Consider the following 21,765-nt stretch of genomic DNA (forward strand, 5'->3'; position numbering starts at 1 on the left):
ATTTTGTAGGTTTGGTCGGATGTGAGGAGCGACTGTGATGGCACTTTCTGAAGCCACGATCCCGGCGGTACTCGCGGACAGGGCACAGAAGCAGCCGGATGACACCGCCTACACGTTCGTCGACTACGAAGCCGATCCGGCGGGCATCACCGACAGCCTGACCTGGTCGGAGGTTTACGAACGCTCGCTGGTCGTCGCCGAGAAGCTCGCCGCGATCGGATCGCCGGGGGACCGCGCGGTCATCCTGGCGCCGCAGAGCCTGGAGTACATCGTCGGGTTCCTCGGCGCGATCCAGGCCGGCTTCATCGCCGTCCCGCTGTCGATGCCCCAGACCCGGCACCACGACGAACGTGTGACCGGCGCGATGGCGGATTCGACACCCGTCGTGGTGCTGACGACGTCGTCGGTGGTCGACGACGTCCGCAAGTACGGACAGGCCGACCCCAAGCAGCGGCCACCGAAATTCCTCGAGGTCGACACCCTCGATTTCGACTCGCCGACGAAGTTCACCCCGCTGGCGTCGCTGCCGAAAACGGCCTACCTGCAGTACACCTCGGGATCGACCCGTGCGCCGGCCGGCGTGGTGGTGTCCCACAAGAACGTGGTCGTCAACGTCGAGGAGTTGCTCACCGACTACTACGAGGCGTATCCCGACGGCGCGCCCGAGGACACCACGATCGTGTCGTGGCTGCCCTTCTACCACGACATGGGCCTGATCGTCGGCGTGTTCATCCCGATGATGCTGGGCAAACCCGCGGTGCTGATGAGCCCGGTGGCGTTCATGCAGAAGCCCGCCCGCTGGATGCAGCAGCTGGGTTCGAACACCAGCGCGTTCACCGCGGCGCCCAACTTCGCGTTCGAGCTGGCCGTCAAGCGCACCACCGACGAGGATATGGCGGGCAAGGACCTCAGCGGCGTCGTCGTGATGATCAACGGTGCAGAGCGCGTGCACGGCTCGACCGTGCGTCGTTTCAACGAGCGGTTCGCGGCGTTCGGGCTGCCCGACTCGGCGATGCGGCCGTCGTACGGCCTGGCCGAAGCCACCGTCTACGTTGCGGCCTCGCATGGCGGACGCCCTCCGACAGCGGTGCGGTTCGATGTCGAGAAGCTGGCGGCAGGCCATGCCGAGCGGTGCGAGGGTCAGGACGGCACGGAACTGATCGGCTGCGGCGCGGTGCGGTCGACAACAGCGCGGGTGGTCGATCCCGACACCCTGGTCGAGAATCCGGCGGGCAAGATCGGCGAGGTCTGGCTGCACGGAGAGCACGTCGCCGGCGGCTACTGGCACAACCCGAAGCTCAGCGAGCTGTTCGCCGCGCAGCTCACTGAGCCGACCGCAGGAACCCCGAAGGGTCCGTGGCTGCGTACCGGCGACCTCGGCGTGATGTTCGACGACGAGCTGTTCATCGTCGGTCGCATCAAGGACCTGCTGATCGTCGACGGGCGCAACCACTATCCCGACGACATCGAGGCGACCGTCGCCGAGTTCACCGGCGGCCGCGTCGCCGCGGTGTCGGTTCCGGACGAGGCGAGCGAACGGCTCGTGGTGATCGCCGAGCTCAAGAAGCAGCTGGATGAGTCCGTGCTGGACTCGGTCAAGCAGCAGGTCACCTCGGCCGTGTCGATGACGCACAGCGTGCGGCTGTCCGACTTCGTGCTGGTCGGACCCGGATCGCTGCCGCTGACGACCAGCGGCAAGGTGCGCCGCGCGTCCAGCGTGCAGCTCTATCGCGAGGACAAATTCAGTCGGTTGGACGCCACTACATGACCTCTGCTTTCGACGAGGCTGCTGTTCGTCGGTGGTTGATCGACTACCTGGTCACGAACAACGGTTGCAGTCCGGAGCACATCGAACGCGGCGCCTCGATGCACGACCTCGGCGTGGGGTCCCGCGACGCCGTCGTACTCACCGGCGTGCTCTCGGAGTTCCTGGGCCGCACCGTTTCGCCGGTGGACTTTTGGCAGTACCCGACCGTGGATGGGCTGGCGAAATTCCTGACCGGCGGTGAGGTCGAGCCCGTCTCCGACGGGGAGGTGACCCGTGCGGCCGGGCTGGACGAGCCCATCGCCGTCATCGGTCTGGGTCTGCGCCTGCCCGGCGGGCAGGACGTCGACGGCAACATCGAGGGCCCCGACGCGTACTGGGACTTCTTGACCGAGGGGCACTCGTCGGTGCGTGAGGTGCCCGGGGATCGCTGGTCCTGGTTCGACGACGGCACCCCCGAGGGCGCGGCGGCGCTCGCGGGCACCACCAAGTGGGGCTCGTTCCTGCGCGACATCGACGCGTTCGACGCCGAGTTCTTCGAGATCATCCCGCGCGAAGCGACCCGCATGGACCCGCAGCAGCGACTGCTGCTCGAGGTCACCCACGAGGCGCTCGAGCATGCGGGCATCGCGGCGGATTCGCTGGCCGAGACCCGCACCGGTGTGTTCGCCGGGGCCAGCGCCGGCGACTACGCACAGATGGGCTCGGCGGACCTCAGCGGCGTCGACGCGTGGTTCGGGACCGGCGGTTCGATCAGCATCATCGCCAACCGGGTGTCGTACGTCTTCGATCTGCGCGGCCCGTCGGTCACCATCGACACCGCCTGCTCGTCCTCGCTCGTATCCATCCATCTCGCTGTGCAGAGCCTGCGCACCGGGGACTGCGATCTGGCGCTGGCCGCGGGAGTGAATCTTTTGCTCTCGCCCGCCGGCACGCGCAGCCTCGACCAGGCCGAGGCGATGTCGCCGACGGGTCAGTGCCACGCGTTCGACGCGAGCGCCGACGGCTTCGTGCGCGGCGAGGGCTGCGGTGTTGCGGTACTCAAGCGCCTGTCCGACGCCCAGCGTGACGGTGACCGGGTGCTCGCGGTCATTCGCGGGTCGGCGGTCAATCAGGACGGCCGCTCCAACGGCCTGATGGCGCCGAACCCGTCGGCTCAGATGGCGGTCCTGCGGGCCGCCTACTCATCGGCGGGCGTCAATCCCCGCGAGGTCGACTACGTCGAGGCGCACGGCACCGGCACATTGCTGGGTGACCCGATCGAGGCGCGCGCGCTGGGCACGGTGCTCGGCAAGGGGCGTCCCGCGGAGGCTCCCCTTCTGATCGGCGCGGTCAAGTCCAATCTGGGCCACCTCGAGGCGGCTGCCGGTATCGCCGGGTTCGCCAAGGCGGTTCTGGCGTTGCAGCACAACACAATTCCGGGTAACCGCGGATACGAGAAGCCCAACTCACACATTCCGTTCGACAAGCTCCGGCTCAAGGTCGTCGACCAGCACACCGACTGGGCGCCCGCGGGCCGGCCCCGTCGCGCGGGCATCTCGTCGTTCGGGTTCGGTGGCACCAACGCCCACGTCGTCATCGAGCAGGCGCCGGTCACGGTGACCGCCGCGGCCGACGAGCCCGAGGCGGCCGTCACGACGCTGGTCGTGTCCGGCAAGACGCCCGAGCGGATCGCATCGCAGGCCGCCGTACTGGCCGAGTGGATGGCCACGGCCGATGTGCCTGTCGCATCGTTGTCTCAGGTTGCCCACACGCTCAACCATCACCGCTCGCAGCACGCCCGGTTCGCCACCGTGGTCGCCCGCGATACGGGGCAGGCGATCGCGGGCCTGCAGGCGCTGGCCGCCGGACAGTCCGCGCCGGGCGTCGTCGGCCCTGCGCAGGTCACGCCGAAACCGGGCACGGTGTTCGTCTACTCGGGCCAGGGCTCGCAGTGGCCGGGGATGGCCCGCCGGCTGCTCGACGACGAACCTGCCTTCGCGCAGGCCATCGCCGACATCGAGCCCGTCTTCGTCGAACAGGTCGGCTTCTCACTGCGCGACATCCTCGCCGGCGGTGAACCGGTCAGCGGCGACGCGCAGGTGCAGCCGGTGCTGATGGGTTTGCAGCTCGCGCTGACGGAGCTGTGGCGCTCCCACGGCGTGCATCCGGACGCCGTCATCGGCCACTCGATGGGTGAGGTCACCGCAGCCGTCGTCGCTGGGGCGCTCAGCGTCGCCGACGGACTCAAGGTGATCGCGGCGCGCTCGTCGATCATGTCGAGGCTGGCAGGGCAGGGCGCGGTCGCGCTGCTCAACGTCGAGGCCGACGAGTGCGAGGCGCTGATCGAGGCTCACCCCAGCGTGGAGATCGCCGGCTATCTGTCACCGCGCCAGACGGTGGTGGCAGGGCTGCCCGACGAGGTCGACGCCGTCATCGCGACCGTCACGTCGCTGAATACGTTCGCCCGGCGAGTCAACATGGTCGTCGCGTCGCACACCGCCTTGATGGAGCCGGTGCTTTCCGATATCCGGTCGGCGCTGGCCGACGTGGACCCCAGCATCCCGACGCTGCCGTTCCTGTCGACGGTTACCGACCCCGCGGATTCGCCGGTGTTGGACGCCGACTACTGGGTGGCCAACGTCCGCAGGCCCGTCAGGTTCAGCCAGGCCATCGGCGCAGCCGCCGCCGACCACGGCACGTTCATCGAGATCAGCCCGCACTCGACGCTGTCGCAGGCGATTGCCGAGACGCTGGCCGACAGTCCCGATCACCTTCTGGTGGGCACCCTGGCCCGTGATGCCGATGACACCGTCGTCTTCCACGCGAACGTCAACACCACGCACACGTCGCGTCCGCCGCATACCGCGCACGGCGCCGAACCGCACATCGCGCTGCCCACCACGCCGTGGCACCGCACCCGGCACTGGGTGGACGTGCGGCCGCGCCGCGGCGGGGTGGCCCGCTCGGGTGGGCTGCCCGCAGGCAGCGCGGTACCTCCCGAGTGGTTCTGCGAACTGACGTGGCCCGCGAAACCGCTTGCCGGACAGTCGGATCCGAACGAGACGGCGTCCTGGCTGGTCGTCGGCGACGACGCGCTGGCCGCTGAGATGTCGCGCCTCGGCGCGACCGTGGCCACCGGCGGCGTCGACGACATCGGCTCGGCGACCCACGTGCTGTATGCGCCGACGGCAGCCGACGAGCTGGGCTACGACCTGTTCGAGACCGGTCGCGGCCTCGCTCTGGGTGCCGCCGCTGCCGCAGAGCCGCCCACGCTGTACCTGCTGACCCGCAACGCGCAGCCAGTCAGTGTGGGGGATCGGGCCAACCCGGCGCAGGCGGTGCTCTGGGGCCTGGGCCGCACGCTCGCGCTGGAGCATCCCGAGATCTGGGGTGCCGTCATCGACGCCGACGAATCCGTGCCCCCCGTGGTCGCGGCCCGCTGGCTCCTCGGCGAGGCCCACCACGGCGACGGCGAGGACCAGATCGTCTACCGCGGCGGCAACCGTCTCGTCGCGCGTCTCGTCCACGCCCTTCCGCCCGCACCGGTGGGCGCCGAGACACTCGACGCCGACGGCGCGCACCTGGTCGTCGGTGCCACCGGAAACATCGGCCCCGGCCTCATCGAACAGCTCGCCGCAATGGGCGCGAGAACAATTGTGGCCGTCTCACGCAACCCGGGCTCGCGTCTCGACGAGCTCACCGCACGGCTTGCGGCGACTGGCACCACCGTCGTCACGGTCGCGGCCGACGCCGCCGACGAAGCGTCGCTGCGCCCGGTGTTCGACCGCTTCGGCGCGGATCTCCCGCCGCTTAAGGGCATCTATCTGGCGGCGATGAGCGGTGGCCCGGTGACGCTGGACGACATGACCCCCGACGACGTCGTCGCGATGTTCCGTCCCAAGATGGACGCGGCTGTGGCCGCCCACACACTGTCGCTCGGCCATCCCGTCGAGCAGTTCGTCCTGTTCTCGTCCATCTCGGGTGTGCTCGGCTCGCGCTGGCTCGCGCACTACGCGGCGACGACGACGTTCCTCGACACGTTCGCCTTCGCCCGCCGCGCCGCCGGTCTGCCCGCGTGCGCCATCAACTGGGGTCTGTGGAAGTCGCTGGCCGACGTACAGACCGGGTTCGAGGCGCAGGCGACGCAGGAGTCCGGACTGGAACCGATGGACGACGCCGTCGCGATCACCGCGCTGCGGTCGTTCGTCGGACCGCAGGCACGGGCACGGGCGACCGTCGTCGCGGCGGACTGGCCCCGCCTGGCCGCCGCCTACCACACCCGTGCGCAGCTGCACATCCTCGACGACCTGCTCGCCGGCGAGGCGACAGCGGCGCAGCCGCTGACCGGCGACACGAAGTTTCGCCAGGAGCTGAAAACCTGCGACCCCGATCGACGCATCGACCTCCTGACAGACTTCGTGATCTCGCAGGTCGCAGCCGTGATGGGGCTCGCTTCGGCGCACACTCTGGATCCGACCGTCGGCTTTTTTCAGTTCGGAATGGATTCGCTGATGTCGGTAACGTTGCAGCGCTCGCTGAGCGAAAACCTTGGAGAAGCCCTGCCCGCATCCGTGGTGTTCGACTACCCGACCGTCGAAGCCCTCACCGATTACTTGGCGTCGCTACTTCCTGAGATAATCGAGACCGCCGGTACCGGGGGTGAGGCGGTCGTCAGCGACGAGGCTGACGACACGTACGACGACCTCGCCGAGGAAGAGCTGCTGGCGAGACTGTCGGAAAGATTGAGTTGACTGAGATGACTGCTGCGTCAGGTTCGCCTGCATCGCCGGATCGCCGGGCGATCATCACCGAAGCCCTGCGCAAGATCGATGACCTGACGGCACGCCTGGCGGACGCCGAGAAAGCCGAGACCGAGCCGATCGCCGTCGTCGGGATCGGCTGCCGGCTGCCCGGCGGCGTCGACGACGCCGACCGGTTCTGGCAGTTCCTGTCCGACGGTGAGAACGGCGTCATTCGCGTGCCCGCCGACCGGTGGGACGCCGACCAGTTCTACTCGCCCGACCACACCGTCCCCGGCACCATCTGTAACCGCGAGGGCGGTTTCCTGACGTCGTGGCAGCCCGACGAGTTCGACGCCGAATTCTTCTCGATCGCCCCGCGCGAAGCCGCGGCGATGGACCCGCAACAGCGCCTGCTGCTCGAGGTGGCTTGGGAGGCGCTGGAGAACGCAGGCATCAACCCGCGCACGCTGCGCGGGTCGGCAACCGGCGTGTTCATCGGCATGACGACCAACGACTACTACCACTCGGTCGTCGGCAGGCTCGCGCCCGAGGACATCGACCCGTACATCCCGTTCGGCAACGCGCCGAACTTCGCGGCGGGCCGACTGTCCTACTTCCTGGGTGTTCGCGGCCCCGCCGTGGTCAGCGACACCGCGTGCTCGTCGTCGCTGGTGTCGATTCATCTGGCCTGCCAGAGTCTGCGCCGCGGAGAGTCCGACCATGCGCTGGCCGCCGGGGTGAACCTGATCCTGTCACCGGAGAACAACATCGCCTGCTCCCGCTGGGGCATGCTCGCACCGGACGGCCTGTGCAAGACGTTCGACGCCGACGCCAACGGGTACGTGCGCAGCGAGGGCGCGGGAGTGGTGGTCCTCAAGCGGCTCTCCGATGCCGTGCGTGACGGTGACCGTGTGCTGGCCATCGTGCGGGGCTCGGCCGTGAACCAGGACGGCGCCAGCAGCGGACAGACCGTCCCGAACGGTCCGGCCCAGCAGGAGCTGATGCGCAAGGCGCTGCAGAACGCGCGGCTGGAGCCCTCGGACATCGACTACATCGAGGCGCACGGCACCGGCACATCGCTGGGCGACCCGATCGAGCTCGACGCGCTGTCGGCGGTCTATGGCGAGCGCGGGGACTCGGCGCCGCTGATCCTCGGCTCGGTCAAGACCAACCTCGGCCACCTCGAGTCGGCGGCGGGGGTCACCGGCTTCATCAAGACGGTGCTCAGCGTGTACCACGGTGCCATCCCGAAGCAGCTTCACTTCAAGAAGCTGACGCCCCAGGCGGGCGAAGGAGCGCAGAAGTTCCGCATCGCGTCGGAGCGTCTCGACTGGCCGGAAACCGAGATCCGGCGCGCCGCGGTGTCGTCTTTCGGCGTCAGCGGCACCAATGCCCACATCGTCGTCGAGCAAGCACCTGTCACCGAACCCGTTGCGGCGCAACCGGAACCGCCGGTGAGCACGCTTGTGGTATCGGCCAAGACGCCGGCCCGCATCGCGTCGCTGGCCGGCATGCTGGCCGACTGGCTGCAGTCACCGGAGGCGGCCGGGCACAGCCTCGCCGACGTGGCGGAGACCCTGAACCACCGGCGCGCCCAGTACCCGCGCTTCGCGACCGTCGCCGCTGCCGACCGCGCGCAGGCCGTCGCCGGCCTGCGCGCCCTGGCGGGGGAGTACCCCGCACCCGGTGTCGTCGGCCCCAACGACCCGGCGCTGGGGACGGGCACCGTCTTCCTCTACTCCGGTCAGGGCTCTCAGTGGGCGGGCATGGGCAGGCGGCTGCTGGCCGAGGAACCCGCGTTCGCCGCCGCCGTCGACGAGCTCGAACCCGACTTCGTCGCCCAAGCCGGGTTCTCGCTGCGCGACGTGCTCGCCTCCGGCGAGACCGTCGTCGGCATCGACCGGATCCAGCCGGTCCTCGTCGGCGTCCAGCTCGCGCTGACCGCGCTGTGGCGCTCCTACGGCGTCACCCCCGACGCCGTCATCGGTCACTCGATGGGTGAGGTGACGGCCGCGGTCGTTTCGGGCGCGCTGAGCCCCGCCGACGGCCTCAAGGTGATCGCCACCCGGTCGCGGCTGATGAAGCGGCTGTCCGGCCAGGGCGCGATGGCGCTGCTCGAGCTCGACGCCGAGGCCGCCGAAACGCTGATCACCGGCTACGACGGCCTGACCGTGGCCGTGTACGCATCCCCGCACCAGACGGTGATCGCGGGCCCGCCCGAGCAGGTGGACGCAGCGATCGCCGTGGTCGACGCGCAGGACAAGCTGGCCCGCCGCGTCGACGTGGACGTGGCCTCGCACCACCCGATCATCGATCCGATTCTCGACGATCTACGCGCCGAGCTCGCCGGCCTCAAGCCGCAGAAGCCGACCATCCCGGTGATCGTCACCACCGATCAGCGCCCGACCGACGGCACCAACGTCTTCGACGCCGACCACTGGGTGGCCAACCTGCGCAACCCGGTGCGCTTCGCGCGCGCCGTGGCGACCGCAGGCGCCGACACGTCGATCTTCGTCGAGGTCAGCCCGCACCCGCTGTTGGCGTACGCGGTCAAGGACACCCTCGCGAATCAGCCGCACCGCAGCATCGCCACGCTGCAGCGCGATGCCAACGACACCGTCACCTTCCACACGAACCTCAACGCCGCCCACACGGTGCGGCCGCCGAAGACGCCGCAGCGGGGTGGCCCGCGCGTGCAGCTTCCGACCACCCCGTGGCACCACGCCCACCACTGGATCCATATCGCCGCACAGGAATCCTTGCCGCACAAGCGAACTGACGTGGCACCGGCCGCCGGCGAGACGCACGAATGGTTCCACCAGCTGGTCTGGCCGGTGCGTGAACTGGCTCCGGGTGACACCGATGTGCGCTGGCTGGTCCTCGGCGACGACGACGGCTTGCCAGCGCTGCTCGGCCCCGGCTCGCAGGCGCTGCCGCTGTCGGTGCTCGACGACGCAGACGCACTACGGGCGGCTCTGCCCGGTGTGCAGCACGTCGTGTATGCGCCCCCGACCTCGCCGGCGCGCTTCGAGGCCGCGCCGAGCTACGACGCGTTCCACCAACTGAGGCGTCTCGTCGTCGCTCTCGCAGCCACCACCGACGCGCCGAAGCTGTTCATCGTGACGCGCAACGCGCAACCCGTCACCGAGGGCGACCGCGCCAACCCCGCACACGCCGTGCTGTGGGGGCAGGGCCGCACCCTCGCGCTGGAGCACCCCGAATTCTGGGGCGGCCTGATCGACGTCGACGAGACACTCCCGCCGGAGCTGCTGGCGCTGTACCTGCGTACCGAGGCATCCGTGGTGGATGTCACCAACCGCGACGATCAGGCGGTTCACCGCCGTGACGATCAGGCGGTCTACCGCGGCGGTGAGCGACGGGTGCCCCGGCTCGAGGCCTGCCCGCTGCCTGCGGTGTCGCTGACGCGTCTGGAGAGTGGCACCAGTCACCTCGTCATCGGGGCGACCGGCAACGTCGGCCCGTATCTGATCCGCCAGCTCGCCGAGATGGGCGCATCGACGATCGTCGCGGCGTCGCGGCGCGGCGGCGGGCAGCTGACCGAGCTGGCCGAGGAACTGGCCGCCGGCGGCACCACACTGGTCGAGGTGGCGGCCGATGCCGCGGACGAGACGTCGATGGCTGCGGTGTTCGCGCGCTTCGGCGCCGATCTGCCCCCGCTGGACGGGATCTACCTCGCGTCGCTCGCCGGCGGGGAGGCGTTGCTGGCCGACATGACCGACGACGACGTGACGCCGATGTTCCGGTCCAAGATCGATGCCGCGACGGTGCTGCACAAACTCTCGCTGCGCACCTCGGTGCGCCGTTTCGTGCTGTTCTCCTCGATCACCGGCCTGCTCGGCTCGCGCGCGGTGGCGCACTACACAGCGGCCAACGCGTTCGCCGACGCCTTCGCCTACGCGCGGCGCGCGCTGGGCCTGCCCGCGACGGTGATCGACTGGGGGCTGTGGAAGTCGTGGGCGGATGCCCAGCCACAGATGAAGGCGGCCGGCTTGGAGCCGATGCCCAACGACGTGGCGATCAAGATGCTGCCCGCCGTCCTGAGCCCCGACGCCGCGGTGCACACCGTGGTGGCCGGCGCCGACTGGGGTCGACTGGCCGACGCCTATCGGATGCGGGCCGCGGTCAGAGTGCTCGACCACCTGGTGACCCCACTCGGCGAGATCGCCGATCTCGACGCGGTCGCACCGCCGGCATGGGGCACCGTGTTGGGCGAACCGGTGTCCGGAACGTCGCACGACCACCTGTGGCGGGCGCGTCTGCTGCCCGGCGAGCGTTCCTATCCGGTGGCGCACCGGGTGCGCGGCGTCGAGGTGGTTCCGGTTTCGGTTCTGCTTCAGACACTTTCGATGGCTGCCGGGCAGCTCGACGGAGCGGCTGTGGGAGACGTGAGGTTCGAGTACCCGGTCGTCGCCGAGCAGCCGCGCGTCATCCACGTGGTGGCCGACGACGGTGCGTTGACCGTGTGGTCGAGTGCGGCGCCGGACAGCCCCGAAAAGCGGTGGACACGGCACGCGAGCGCGAAGCTGTCCGCGGCCCCGCAGGGCGCCGCGACGGGTGATCAGACCGTGAGCGGCAAGACGTTCGACCTCAACGCGATCTCGGACATGCAGCGCGCGTGGGGCGTGGAGGGGCAGCCGTTCGAGTGGACGGTGACCGACTGTGCGGCCACAGTCGCAGGAGCCCGCGCCGACGTCGAGGTGCCCGAGAACGCCGAAACCGCTGCTGCGGCCCTGGTCGACGCGGCGGTGCACGTCGCCCGGCTGGCCGATGCCGACAACGCCCAGCTGTTGCTGCCGGCGGGCGCCGACGCCCTCGCGGTCGCCGCGACGGCAGGTAGCCGCGGTGTCATCGAGGTGTTCCGGCGCGACGGCAGCGCCGGTGCGCTCGTCGTCGACGTCCTCGTCACCGGTTCCGACGGGGCGACGTGGGTCGATGTCCGCGGGCTCACCTACGCGCCCGTGGAATCCGCACCCGCTCCCGTTGTCGAAAGTGATTCGGCCGCAAGTGAGTTCATCGACTGGTCGGCCATGGACCGCAATCAGACCGTCGCGGAGCTGCGGACCCGGCTGCGTGCGATCCTGGCCCGCGAGCTCGGCATGCCGGACAACGCCGTGGATGTCGACATGCCGTTCCCGGAGCTGGGTCTGGACTCGATGATGGCGATGAACCTGCTGCGCGATGCCAAGCAGCTGGTCCGCGTCGACCTCTCCGCCACGATGCTGTGGAACCACCCGTCGATCGCGCAGATGTCGGATTTCGTCGCCGACCTCCTAGCGCCGATGCAGCAGCCTGCCGAGGACGTCGAGCCCGACGTCGCCGAAGGCGACTCCGCAGCCGATGACGATTCGTTCGGCCTGCTCGACGAGCTGTTCGACAGCATCGAATCTGATTCCGTCGAGTCGGCCCGTGCCGGCAGTGAGGGCTCAAACTGATGAAGACCACCTTCGACAGGATCTCGGCCATGTCGGCCGAGCAGCGCGAAAAGCTCACCGAGCAGTTCGAGAAGGCCTCTCGTGTCGCCGGCGCCGAGCCGATCGCGGTCGTGGGAATCGGATGCCGCTTCCCCGGCGGTGCCACGAGCCCCGAGAACTATTGGAAGTTGCTCGAATCCGGCACCAACGCGGTCACCGAGGTACCCGCCGACCGTTGGGACGGCGACGCCTATTACGACCCCGACGTGACGGCCCCGGGCCGGATGCCGTCGAAGTGGGGTGCCTACATCGACGACATGCAGGGCTTCGATGCCGAATTCTTCGGCATCACCCCTCGCGAGGCCGCCGCGATGGACCCCCAGCAGCGTGTCGTCCTCGAGGTTGCCTACGAGGCGCTCGAGAACGCCGGCATGGCCCCCGACACTCTCGGCGAGATCCGCGGCGCCGTCATGCTCGGCGTGTACTACAACGAGTATCAGAGCGCCTCGGCGGGCAACCCCGACACCATCGACGCTTACTCGGCCACCGGCAACGCGCACAGCGTCACCGTCGGCCGTATCGCCTACCTGCTGGGCCTCAAGGGGCCCGCGGTCGCGGTCGACACCGCGTGCTCGTCGTCGCTGGTCTCGATTCACCTGGCCTGCCAGAGCCTGCGCATGCGCGAGAGCGATCTGGCGCTGGCCGGCGGGGTCAGCCTCAGCCTGCGACCGGAAACCCAACTGGCGCTGGGCAAGTGGGGGATGCTGTCCCCGCACGGCCGGTGCTATGCGTTCGACTCGCGCGCCAACGGCTTCGTGCGTGGTGAAGGTGCGGGCATCGTCGTCCTCAAGCGGCTGACCGACGCCGTCCGCGATGGCGACCGAGTCCTGGGCGTCGTCCGCGGCTCCGCCGTCAACCAGGACGGCCGCTCCAACGGCCTTACCGCGCCCAACGCCCCGTCGCAGAAGGACGTCATCGCGCGTGCTCTGCGCTCGGCCGACGTCGCCGCGGGCACCGTCAACTACGTCGAAACCCACGGCACCGGAACCTCGTTGGGCGATCCCATCGAGTTCGACGCACTCGCCGCCGTCTACGGCAAGGGCGACACCCCGTGCGCGCTCGGCGCCGTCAAGACCAATATGGGTCATCTCGAGGCCGCGGCGGGGATCGCCGGATTCATCAAGACCGTGCTGACCCTGCAGCACGGCGCGATCGCCCCCAACCTGCACTTCGAGAAGTGGAACCCGACGATCGACCCGTCGGGCACCCGGTTGTTCGTGCCGACGGCCAAGGCTGACTGGCCCAAGACCGAGCACCCCCGTCGCGCGGCCGTGTCCTCGTTCGGCATGGGCGGCACCAATGCCCACATCGTGCTCGAGCAGGGACCCGAACCGGCCCCCGCACCCGTCGATCCGGCGCCGAAGGTGGCCACCCTCGTCGTGTCCGGCAAGACACCCGGCCGCCTCGCGGCGGCGGCGAAGTCGCTCGCGGACTGGCTCGACGGCGACGGCGCGGCGGTGCCGCTGACCGATGTCGCCTACACGGTCAACCACCACCGCAGCCGCTACAACACCATCGCCACAGTCTGTGCCCGCACCCACGAGGAGGCCGTGACGGGGCTGCGCGCGCTGGCCGCCGGCACTGCGGCGCCCGGTGTGATCGGCGCGCATGACGCCAAGACGGGCAAGGGAACGGTGTTCCTGTACTCCGGCCAGGGCGCGCAGTGGGCAGGCATGGGCAAGGCGCTGCTCGCCGAGGAGCCCGCGTTCGCCGCGGCGATCGACCAGCTGGAGCCCGCGTTCGTCGACAAGGTGGGTTTCTCGCTGCGCCAGACGCTGGAAGCCGGCGAGCCGGTCACCGGTATCGACCGCATCCAGCCGGTGCTGGTCGGTATGCAGCTGGCGCTGACGGCGCTGTGGCGCTCCTACGGCGTCGAGCCCGACGCGGTGATCGGCCACTCGATGGGCGAGGCCACTGCCGCGGTGGTGGCCGGAGTGCTCACTCCGGCAGAGGGTTTCGACGTCATTGCCACTCGTACCCGGCTGATGAAGCGGCTGTCCGGGCAGGGCGCGATGGCGCTGCTGGAACTCGACGCGCAGGCGGCCGAGAAGCTGATCGCCGACCGGCCCGACGTGACGATCGCCGTGTACGCCTCGCCGAAGCAGTCGGTCGTCGCGGGTCCGCCGGACCAGGTCGACGAGCTCATCGCGATCGTCGACGGGCAGGGCAAGCTGGCCCGCCGCGTCGAGGTGGACGTCGCGTCGCACCATCCGACGATCGACCCGGTGCTGCCCGAACTGCGCGAGGCGCTGGCCTACCTGAGCCCGGCCGCGCCGAAGATCCCGCTGGTGTCGACGGTCGCCTACACCGGCTCCTCGCCGATGTACACGGCCGACTATTGGGCCGCCAACCTGCGTAACCCGGTGCGTTTCAGCCAGGCGGTGCACGAGGCCAGCGCGGAGAACAGCAACTTCATCGAGATCAGCCCGCACCCTCTTCTCTCGCACGCGATCTCGGACACGCTCGCGGCGCAGTCGACGAACCGCAAGTTCCATGTCGGTGGCACCGTGAACCGCGACCATCCCGAGACGGTGGCCTTCCACGCGCAACTGTCGGCGGTTAGGCCGCCGGCGGTCACAGCTCCGGAGGGCAGCACGGGACGTCTTGTCGATGTCCCCGCGACGGCGTGGCAGCACACGGCGTACTGGATGGCGGACCGCTCGGGCAGCCAGCAGTTCGCGGGTGCGCATCCGCTGCTCGGCCTGCATGTCGAGTTGCCGTCCGGTACCAGCCATGTCTGGCAGTCCGATGTCGGCCTCGAGGCCCATCCGTGGCTGGCCGACCACATCGTGCACGGCCTGCCCGTGATGCCGGGCGCCGGTTTCGCCGAGATCGCGCTGGCCGCCGCGCAGGAGGCACTGGGCCTGCCCGCGACCGGCGTCGAGGTTGCGGTCGAGGTCGAGCAGATGCTGCCGCTCGACGAGCACACGAAGCTGACCACACAGGTGTTCACTGGCGACGACGGCGCCCTGCGGGTGGAGATCCACTCCCGCTCGGATGCGGGCACCTGGACCCGGCATGCCGCGGGCACGGTGAAGGCGGCCGAGCCGACCACGCCGGTCAAGCAGACACCGTCCGGTAAGGGCACCCCGGTGTCACCGAGCGACTTCTACACGGCCCTGCGCCGCACCGGCGCCCACCACGCGCACGCCTTCGCGGCCCTGACCCGCATCGTGCGCTCCAGCGGCAGGGCCGACACCGAGATCGTGCTGCCCGACGAGGCCACCCCGCACCGCGGGATCGTGCTGCACCCGGTGATGCTCGATGCCGCTCTGCAGGGGCTGGCCGCCGCGCTCGGCGACGAGTCCCTCAGCGACGCCAACGACGTCACCTACCTTCCCGTCGGCTTCGGGTCGATCCGGGTGTTCGGCGAGATCGGCCGCCGCGCCAAGTGCCGCGCGGAACTGATCAGCGTGGCCGACCAGAGCGGAGACGCCGTCGGCCGTGTCACGCTGACCGACGACAGCGGCACCGTGCTGGCCCAGGTCAACGACGTGGCCCTAAAGCGCATTCAGCGCCGCACCGTGCCACTTCCGTTGTCGCAGAAGATCTTCGACTCACACTGGGTCCAAAAGCCCACCCCCGCCGCCGGCTCGGCCACCGGAAGCTGGCTGATGCTCTCGGCCGGGGCGGACGCCCAGGCGGTCGCGGTCGGTTTCGCGGAGCGATTCGGCGATGCGCAACGAAAGGTGGTCACCGCCGACCTCGGCGACGAGACCGCCGTACGTGACGCCTTCGCCGCGGCGACGTCCGACGCCGCGCTGCCACCGGCCGGCGTGGTCGTCCTGGTGGACCTTCCCGCCTTCGATGCAAGCGACGCCGCGGCCAGCGTCACGGCGGCGCAGGACGCGCTGTGGGAGATCGCCGCGACGGTGCGCACCATCGTCGGCAGCTGGCACGGCAAGCCGCCCCGGTTGTGGGTGGTGACCCGCGGTGGCTTGGCGCTCACCGATGCCGACGGCGGAGGCAACCCGGGCGTCGGGAGCCTGAAGGCGCTGATCCGGGTGCTCGCCTACGAGCACCCCGACCTGCGCGCGACGCTGCTCGACGTCGGTGACGGCGATGCCGGCGAGATCCTGGCCGCTGAGATCGAGGCATCGGCCGGCGCTGCCGAAACCGACGACGTCATCGCCTGGCGCGGGGGAACCCGTCAGGTGGAACGGCTTTCGCGGGCCACACTGCCCGCCGCGCCGGGTCGGCTCATCGTGCGCGGGGACGGCTCGTATGTCGTCACCGGCGCCCTCGGTGGTGTCGGCCTGGCGGTCGTCCGCTGGCTGGTGGACAACGGCGCGGGACGGCTGGTGCTCAACGGCCGCAGCGCCCCGTCGCCGGACGCGCAGGCCGTCCTCGACGAATTGTCCAGCCGCGCCGAGATCTCCGTCGTCACCGGCGATGTCGCGCAGCCGGATACCGCTGACCGACTCGTGACGGCCGCCGAAGAGACCGGCAAGCCGCTGCGCGGCGTGATTCATTCGGCAGCTGTGCTCGACGACGAGCTCGTCGTCGGCCTGACCCGGGAAAGCATGGAGCGGATCTGGGCGCCGAAGGCTTTGGGCGCGTGGCGTCTACATGAGGCGGCGGCCGGCAAGGACCTCGACTTCTGGGTCGGGTTCTCCTCGGTGGCCTCCCTGCTCGGCTCGCCGGGGCAGTCGGCGTACGCGGCCGCCAACGCCTGGCTCGACGCTCTGGTGAGCTGGCGCAACGCCGCGGGCCTGCCCGCGACGACGGTGAACTGGGGGCAGTGGGCCGATGTCGGCCTCGCGAGCTCCCTACGCTTCTCGGTGCTGGACCCGATCAGTCCCGACGAAGGTGTCGAGGCGCTGGGCGGTGTGCTCGCCGCGGGCTTCTCACAGGTCGGCATCGCGCGGTTGCGGCTCGATCGCGCCGCGGCGGCGTTCCCGGAGATCCGCCAGATCGGCTTCTTCGCCGATGTGGTCGGGGAATTGGACGTCGACGACGCCGACGACGACTGGGAGGGCGCCGACGCCCTCAAGAATCTCGACGCCGCCGAGATCAACCGTGTGGTGGTGGCGCGCCTGCGCCGTCGCATCGCCGGTGTCATGGGCTATTCGGACGACGGGGCGGTCGACACGGCCAAGCCGCTCACCGAGATGGGCCTGGACTCGCTGATGGCGGTGCGGATGCGCAACACCATCCGCGGCGACTTCGGGGTGGAGCCGCCGGTGGCGCTGTTGCTGCAGGGGGCCACACTGGGCGATGTGGCGTTGGACCTGATCCGCCAGCTCGGTCTCGCCGAGGAGGACGGCTCCGAGCGTCCCAATGCTCTGCGCGACCGGGCACAGCAACGTGCCGCCGCGCGCCAACGGGCCGCATCGCGGCGAAAGGTAGGACCACGATCGTGACCAGTGGTATCGGAGAAGAGCTACCCGACAATGCTGTAGCGGTCATCGGCATGGCCGGACGGTTCCCCGGTGCGGCGTCGGTGTCGGAGTTCTGGCGCAACCTGCGCGACGGGGTCGAGTCCATTGTCGACCTGTCGGAGGGGGATCTGCTCGCCGAGGGCGTCACCGAGAAGACGCTGGCCAACCGTTCCTACATCCGCCGGGCGGCGCTGATGTCGGGCATCGAGGAGTTCGACGCCGACTTCTTCGGGTTCACCCCCTACGACGCCCGGGCACTCGATCCTCAGCATCGGCTGTTTCTGCAGACGGCATTCCACGCCTTCGAGGACGCCGGCCTGGACCCGAAGGGCCTCGAGGCCACCGTCGGCGTGTTCGGCACCAGCTCGACCAGCGGCTACCTGCTGCACAACCTGATGTCGAACTACGACCCGATGATGGTGATCGGACAGGGCGCCAGCTTCGACATGGTTGCGCTGTCGCTGTCCAACGACAAGGACCATCTCGCGACGCGGGTGGCCCACCACTACGACCTGCGGGGGCCCGCGCTGTCGGTTGCCACCGCCTGCTCGTCCTCGCTCGTCGCGGTGCATTTGGCGTGCCAGTCGATTCTCAACGGCGAGTGCGACATCGCGCTGGCCGGCGGTTCGTCGCTGCGCATCCCCAACAAGGTCGGCTACTGGTATGCCCAGGGTTCGATGGTGTCGCCGACGGGGCAGTGCCGGCCGTTCGACGTCCGCTCGGATGGAACGGTGTTCGGCAGCGGTGTCGGTGTCCTGGTGCTCAAGGCGCTGCAGGATGCGGTCGACGACGGCGACCGCATTCACGCGGTGATTCGCGGTTCGGCGCTCAACAACGACGGCGCGACGAAGATGACGTACGCCGCGCCGAATGCGCTGGGCCAGGCCGAGGTCATCGCCGAGGCGCACGCCATCGCGGGGGTGGACGCGTCGTCGATCACCTACGTCGAGACCCATGGCACCGGCACTCCGCTGGGCGACCCGATCGAGATCGAGGGTCTGCGCCAAGCATTCGAGCTGTCCGAGGAAACCCGAAGCGCGCCTTGCTATCTCGGGTCGGTGAAGTCGAATATCGGCCACCTGGAGACGGCCGCGGGCATCGCGGGCATCATCAAGGCCATCCTGTGCCTGCAGAACAAGGCGATTCCCGCCACCCTGCACTACACCAGCCCCAATCCGGAACTGCACATCGACCGCGGCCCGTTCCGGATCCGCAGCCAGTTCGGGCCGTGGGAGTCCGAGGGCATCCGCCGCGCGGGTGTCAGCTCGTTCGGCGTCGGCGGCACCAACGCCCACGTGATCCTGGAAGAGGCGCCCGCCCAGCCGGCGCAGGCACCCGCCCCGGCGCGCCCGCAGGTCCTCGTGTTGTCGGCGAAAACCCAAGAGGCTCTTGATCAGTCGCGTGCGACGCTGGCCGAGGAGCTGGAGCAGGCCGACGAGGTCAGCCTCGCCGACGCGGCGTACACGCTGACGCGGCGCCGCACGGAGCCGGTCCGGCTTGCTGCCGTCGTGCAGGATCAGCAGAACGCCGCCGCCGTGCTGTCGGCCACCGAAACCGACAATGTGTTCGTCGGCGCGGGTCTCCCGGACGGGGAACGGTCGGCCGACAGGGTCGCATTCCTGTTCCCCGGTCAGGGCGCACAGCACATCGGCATGGCGCGCGGCCTTTACGACAGCGAACCCGTGTTCGCGCGGCACTTCGACGAGTCCGCGGCCCTGTTCAGCGCCGAGATGGGTTACGACCTCAAGGCCGAAATCTTCGACGGTGCCGGACGCAACCTCGAGCACACCGACCGCGCCCAGCCCGCACTGTTCACCGTCGAGTATGCGCTGGCGAAGCTGATCCAGTCCTACGGCGTTCAGCCCTCGATCATGGCCGGGCACAGCATCGGCGAGTACCCGGCCGCGACGATCGCCGGTGTCTTCGACCTGGAAACCGCCGTCAAGGTGGTCTCGATGCGGGCCAAGCTGATGCACGCCGCGCCGCGCGGCGTGATGGTGGCGGTGCCGCTGAGTCCCGAGGCAGTCGCCGAGCACCTGACCCCCGATGTCGACATCGCAACGGTCAACGATCCCGGCAGCTGCGTCGTCGCGGGCAGCGAAGAGGCGATCCGAGCGTTCCAGGCGGCGCTGGCCGAGAAGGGCATCGCGGCGCGCCGAGTACGTACCTCGCATGCGTTCCATTCCCGCCTGATGGATTCGGTGGTCGCCGAGTTCAGCGCGTTCCTGTCACGGGTGACGCTGCACGAACCGCGAATCCCGTTGCTGTCCAATGTCACTGGCACGACGATGACCGCAGCCGAAGCGACCGATCCCGCCACGTGGGCCCGCCAGATCCGGGCCACCGTGCGTTTCGCCGATGAACTCGACGCGCTGCTGGCCCTGCCGGACCGGGTGCTCATCGAGGTCGGTCCCGGCGGCACGCTGACGTCGTCGGCGGGACGCCACCCGCGCTGGTCCGAACGCCACCGCGCGGTGCGGTTGATGCGGCATCAGGCCCAGAATCGCGGCGACCACGAGACGTTCCTGCTGGCGCTGGGTCAGTTGTGGGCCGCAGACGTAGAGGTCGACTGGGACCAGGGTGCGGACGTGACGCACGAGCTGATCACTCTTCCCGGTTATCCGTTCGCCAAGCAGCGCCACTGGGTCGAGTACAACGCCGGTTCGGCGTGGGTCGCCAACGGCTCGGGCGCCACCGGGGTGGGCGCCCCGGGCACGGCGGCGGGCGCGGCGCCCGCGACTGCCGGCGGCACCTCCACGGTGGAGGCGTCGCTGCAGCGGATTTGGGCGCAGTGCCTCGGCGTGGCCACCGTCGAGCGCAACGCGAACTTCTTCGAGATCGGCGGTGACTCGCTGATCGCGATCAGTGTCGCGATGACCGCGGGCCATGAAGGTCTCGATCTGACCCCCCAGGATCTGTACGAGAACCAGACGGTGGCCGCGTTGGCCAAGGTGCTGACGGCGCGGTACGCCGAGGGGGGCCTGGCGCGTCAGGTGCCCGACGACACGGTGAACCCGCCGGTCCCGCCGAATGTCGCGTACTTCCTGGAGAACGGGCTCAGCGATGTCGGCCGGTGGCGCATCCCGGTGATCCTCGGGCTTCGCTCCGATGTGGGCGAGGCCGACGTGCGCGCGGTGCTGACCGCTGTCACCGCAGCACACGACGCGCTGCGTGTGCATCTGGTGGAGCGGTCCGGCACGTGGGATCAGACGATCGCCGAGCCCGGCGAGTTCACCGAGCTGGTGACCCGGCGATTGCCGGACGGAGTGAGCGCAGGCAGTCCGCAGGAGCGCGAAGCGGTGCTGGGCTTCCTCGACGAGCAAGTCCGTGAGCACCAGGTCGTGGTGCCGCTGACGGCGACCTTCGTCCAGGGCGTCTCGGGCGGTGCGTCGTATCTGGCGCTGAGCCTGCACGGCACCGCGGGCGGCTCCGGGGACGACGGCGCGTCCCGAGACATTCTGCTCACCGACATCTTCACCGCGTTCAACCAGCAGATGGCCGGTGAGGAGATCAAACTCGCACCCGTCGGCGCCTCGTGGCGTGAGTGGTCTCAACGATGCGCGGGGCTGGCCAGCCACCCGGCGGTGCTGGAGAGCCGGGACTACTGGCTGGACGTGGCGGAGAAGCGGACGCTGCACATCGCCGGCGCCGAACCCTCGGGACGCCCGGGCGCAGCCGACGTCGCGCGCGTCTCATCGGCGCTGTCGGCCGCCGAGACCGGCGAGATCGACGACGCCCGCAGGCGTCTGCGGCTCCCGCTGGAGGACATCCTGCTGGCTGCGCTGGCCCGCACCGCGGCAGCGACGGTCGGTGAGGGTGCGGTGGCCATCGATCTGGGCGGCAGAGGCCGTTCGGTGCTCAAGCCCGATGTGGACCTGCAGCGCACGGTCGGATGGTTCACGACGCTGCACCCGGTGGTGCTGCACGCACGCAGCGGCGACAGCGCGGGGAAGTCGCTCGCGCAGGTGCACGAGACGCTGGACGCGGTACCGCATTACGGGATCGGATATGGGCTGCTCCGCTACCTGTTCGCGCCGACCGCGCGGGCGCTGTCGGCGACCCGGCCCGCCGACATCCTGTTCTCCCACGTCGGGACCATTCCCGAGGTGCCGTCCGACCAGCCCGATGACGCCCCGGTGCGGTTCGACGCGGACACGGCAATGCCGATCCGGGACGCGCTCCCGGGTCTGGGCCACGCGATCGAACTGCGGGTGTACCGCGCGGCCGGCGTTCTCCATATCGACTGGTGGTACGACAATCGCCGTCTCGGGCCCACCGATGTGGAATCCTTTGCCCGGCAGTACTCGGCCGCCATCCTGGAGATCACCAGGGAAGCGCTGGCCGAGGCGGACAGCGACACAGCCGGCGAAGAGCTGGCGCTGGTCGATCTGTCGTGAGCGGGT

5 protein-coding genes are annotated in these 21,765 nt (G+C 69.7%); all 5 read left to right on the forward strand.

The window, feature by feature from the left end; genetic code table 11:
* The first annotated feature begins 37 nt into the window (after positions 1–37).
* The 5 genes from AWC12_RS26440 to AWC12_RS26460 are packed head-to-tail and all read left to right on the forward strand — an operon-like array spanning position 38 to position 21,759.
* Positions 38–1,768: an AMP-binding protein gene (locus AWC12_RS26440; protein ID WP_165762858.1), complete on the forward strand. Its 1,731-nt coding sequence runs from the start codon at positions 38–40 to the stop codon at positions 1,766–1,768.
* The gene (locus tag AWC12_RS26445; protein WP_085177978.1) at positions 1,765–6,498 is read left to right on the forward strand and encodes a type I polyketide synthase; all 4,734 of its coding nucleotides are present in this window, start codon (positions 1,765–1,767) and stop codon (positions 6,496–6,498) included. The genes AWC12_RS26440 and AWC12_RS26445 overlap by 4 nt, the downstream gene beginning before the upstream one ends.
* Positions 6,499–6,503: 5 nt before the next feature.
* The gene (locus AWC12_RS26450) at positions 6,504–11,942 is read left to right on the forward strand and encodes an SDR family NAD(P)-dependent oxidoreductase (protein WP_085177979.1); all 5,439 of its coding nucleotides are present in this window, start codon (positions 6,504–6,506) and stop codon (positions 11,940–11,942) included.
* Entirely contained in the window at positions 11,942–17,344 is a 5,403-nt protein-coding gene (locus AWC12_RS26455) for a type I polyketide synthase (protein ID WP_085177980.1), read from the forward strand. The genes AWC12_RS26450 and AWC12_RS26455 overlap by 1 nt, the downstream gene beginning before the upstream one ends.
* Complete coding sequence (locus tag AWC12_RS26460) at positions 17,341–21,759, forward strand: type I polyketide synthase (protein ID WP_085177981.1); 4,419 nt, start codon at positions 17,341–17,343, stop codon at positions 21,757–21,759. The genes AWC12_RS26455 and AWC12_RS26460 overlap by 4 nt, the downstream gene beginning before the upstream one ends.
* Positions 21,760–21,765 lie beyond the last annotated feature (6 nt).

The organism is Mycolicibacterium iranicum (assembly GCF_002101705.1).
Classification (GTDB): Bacteria; Actinomycetota; Actinomycetes; order Mycobacteriales; family Mycobacteriaceae; genus Mycobacterium; species Mycobacterium iranicum.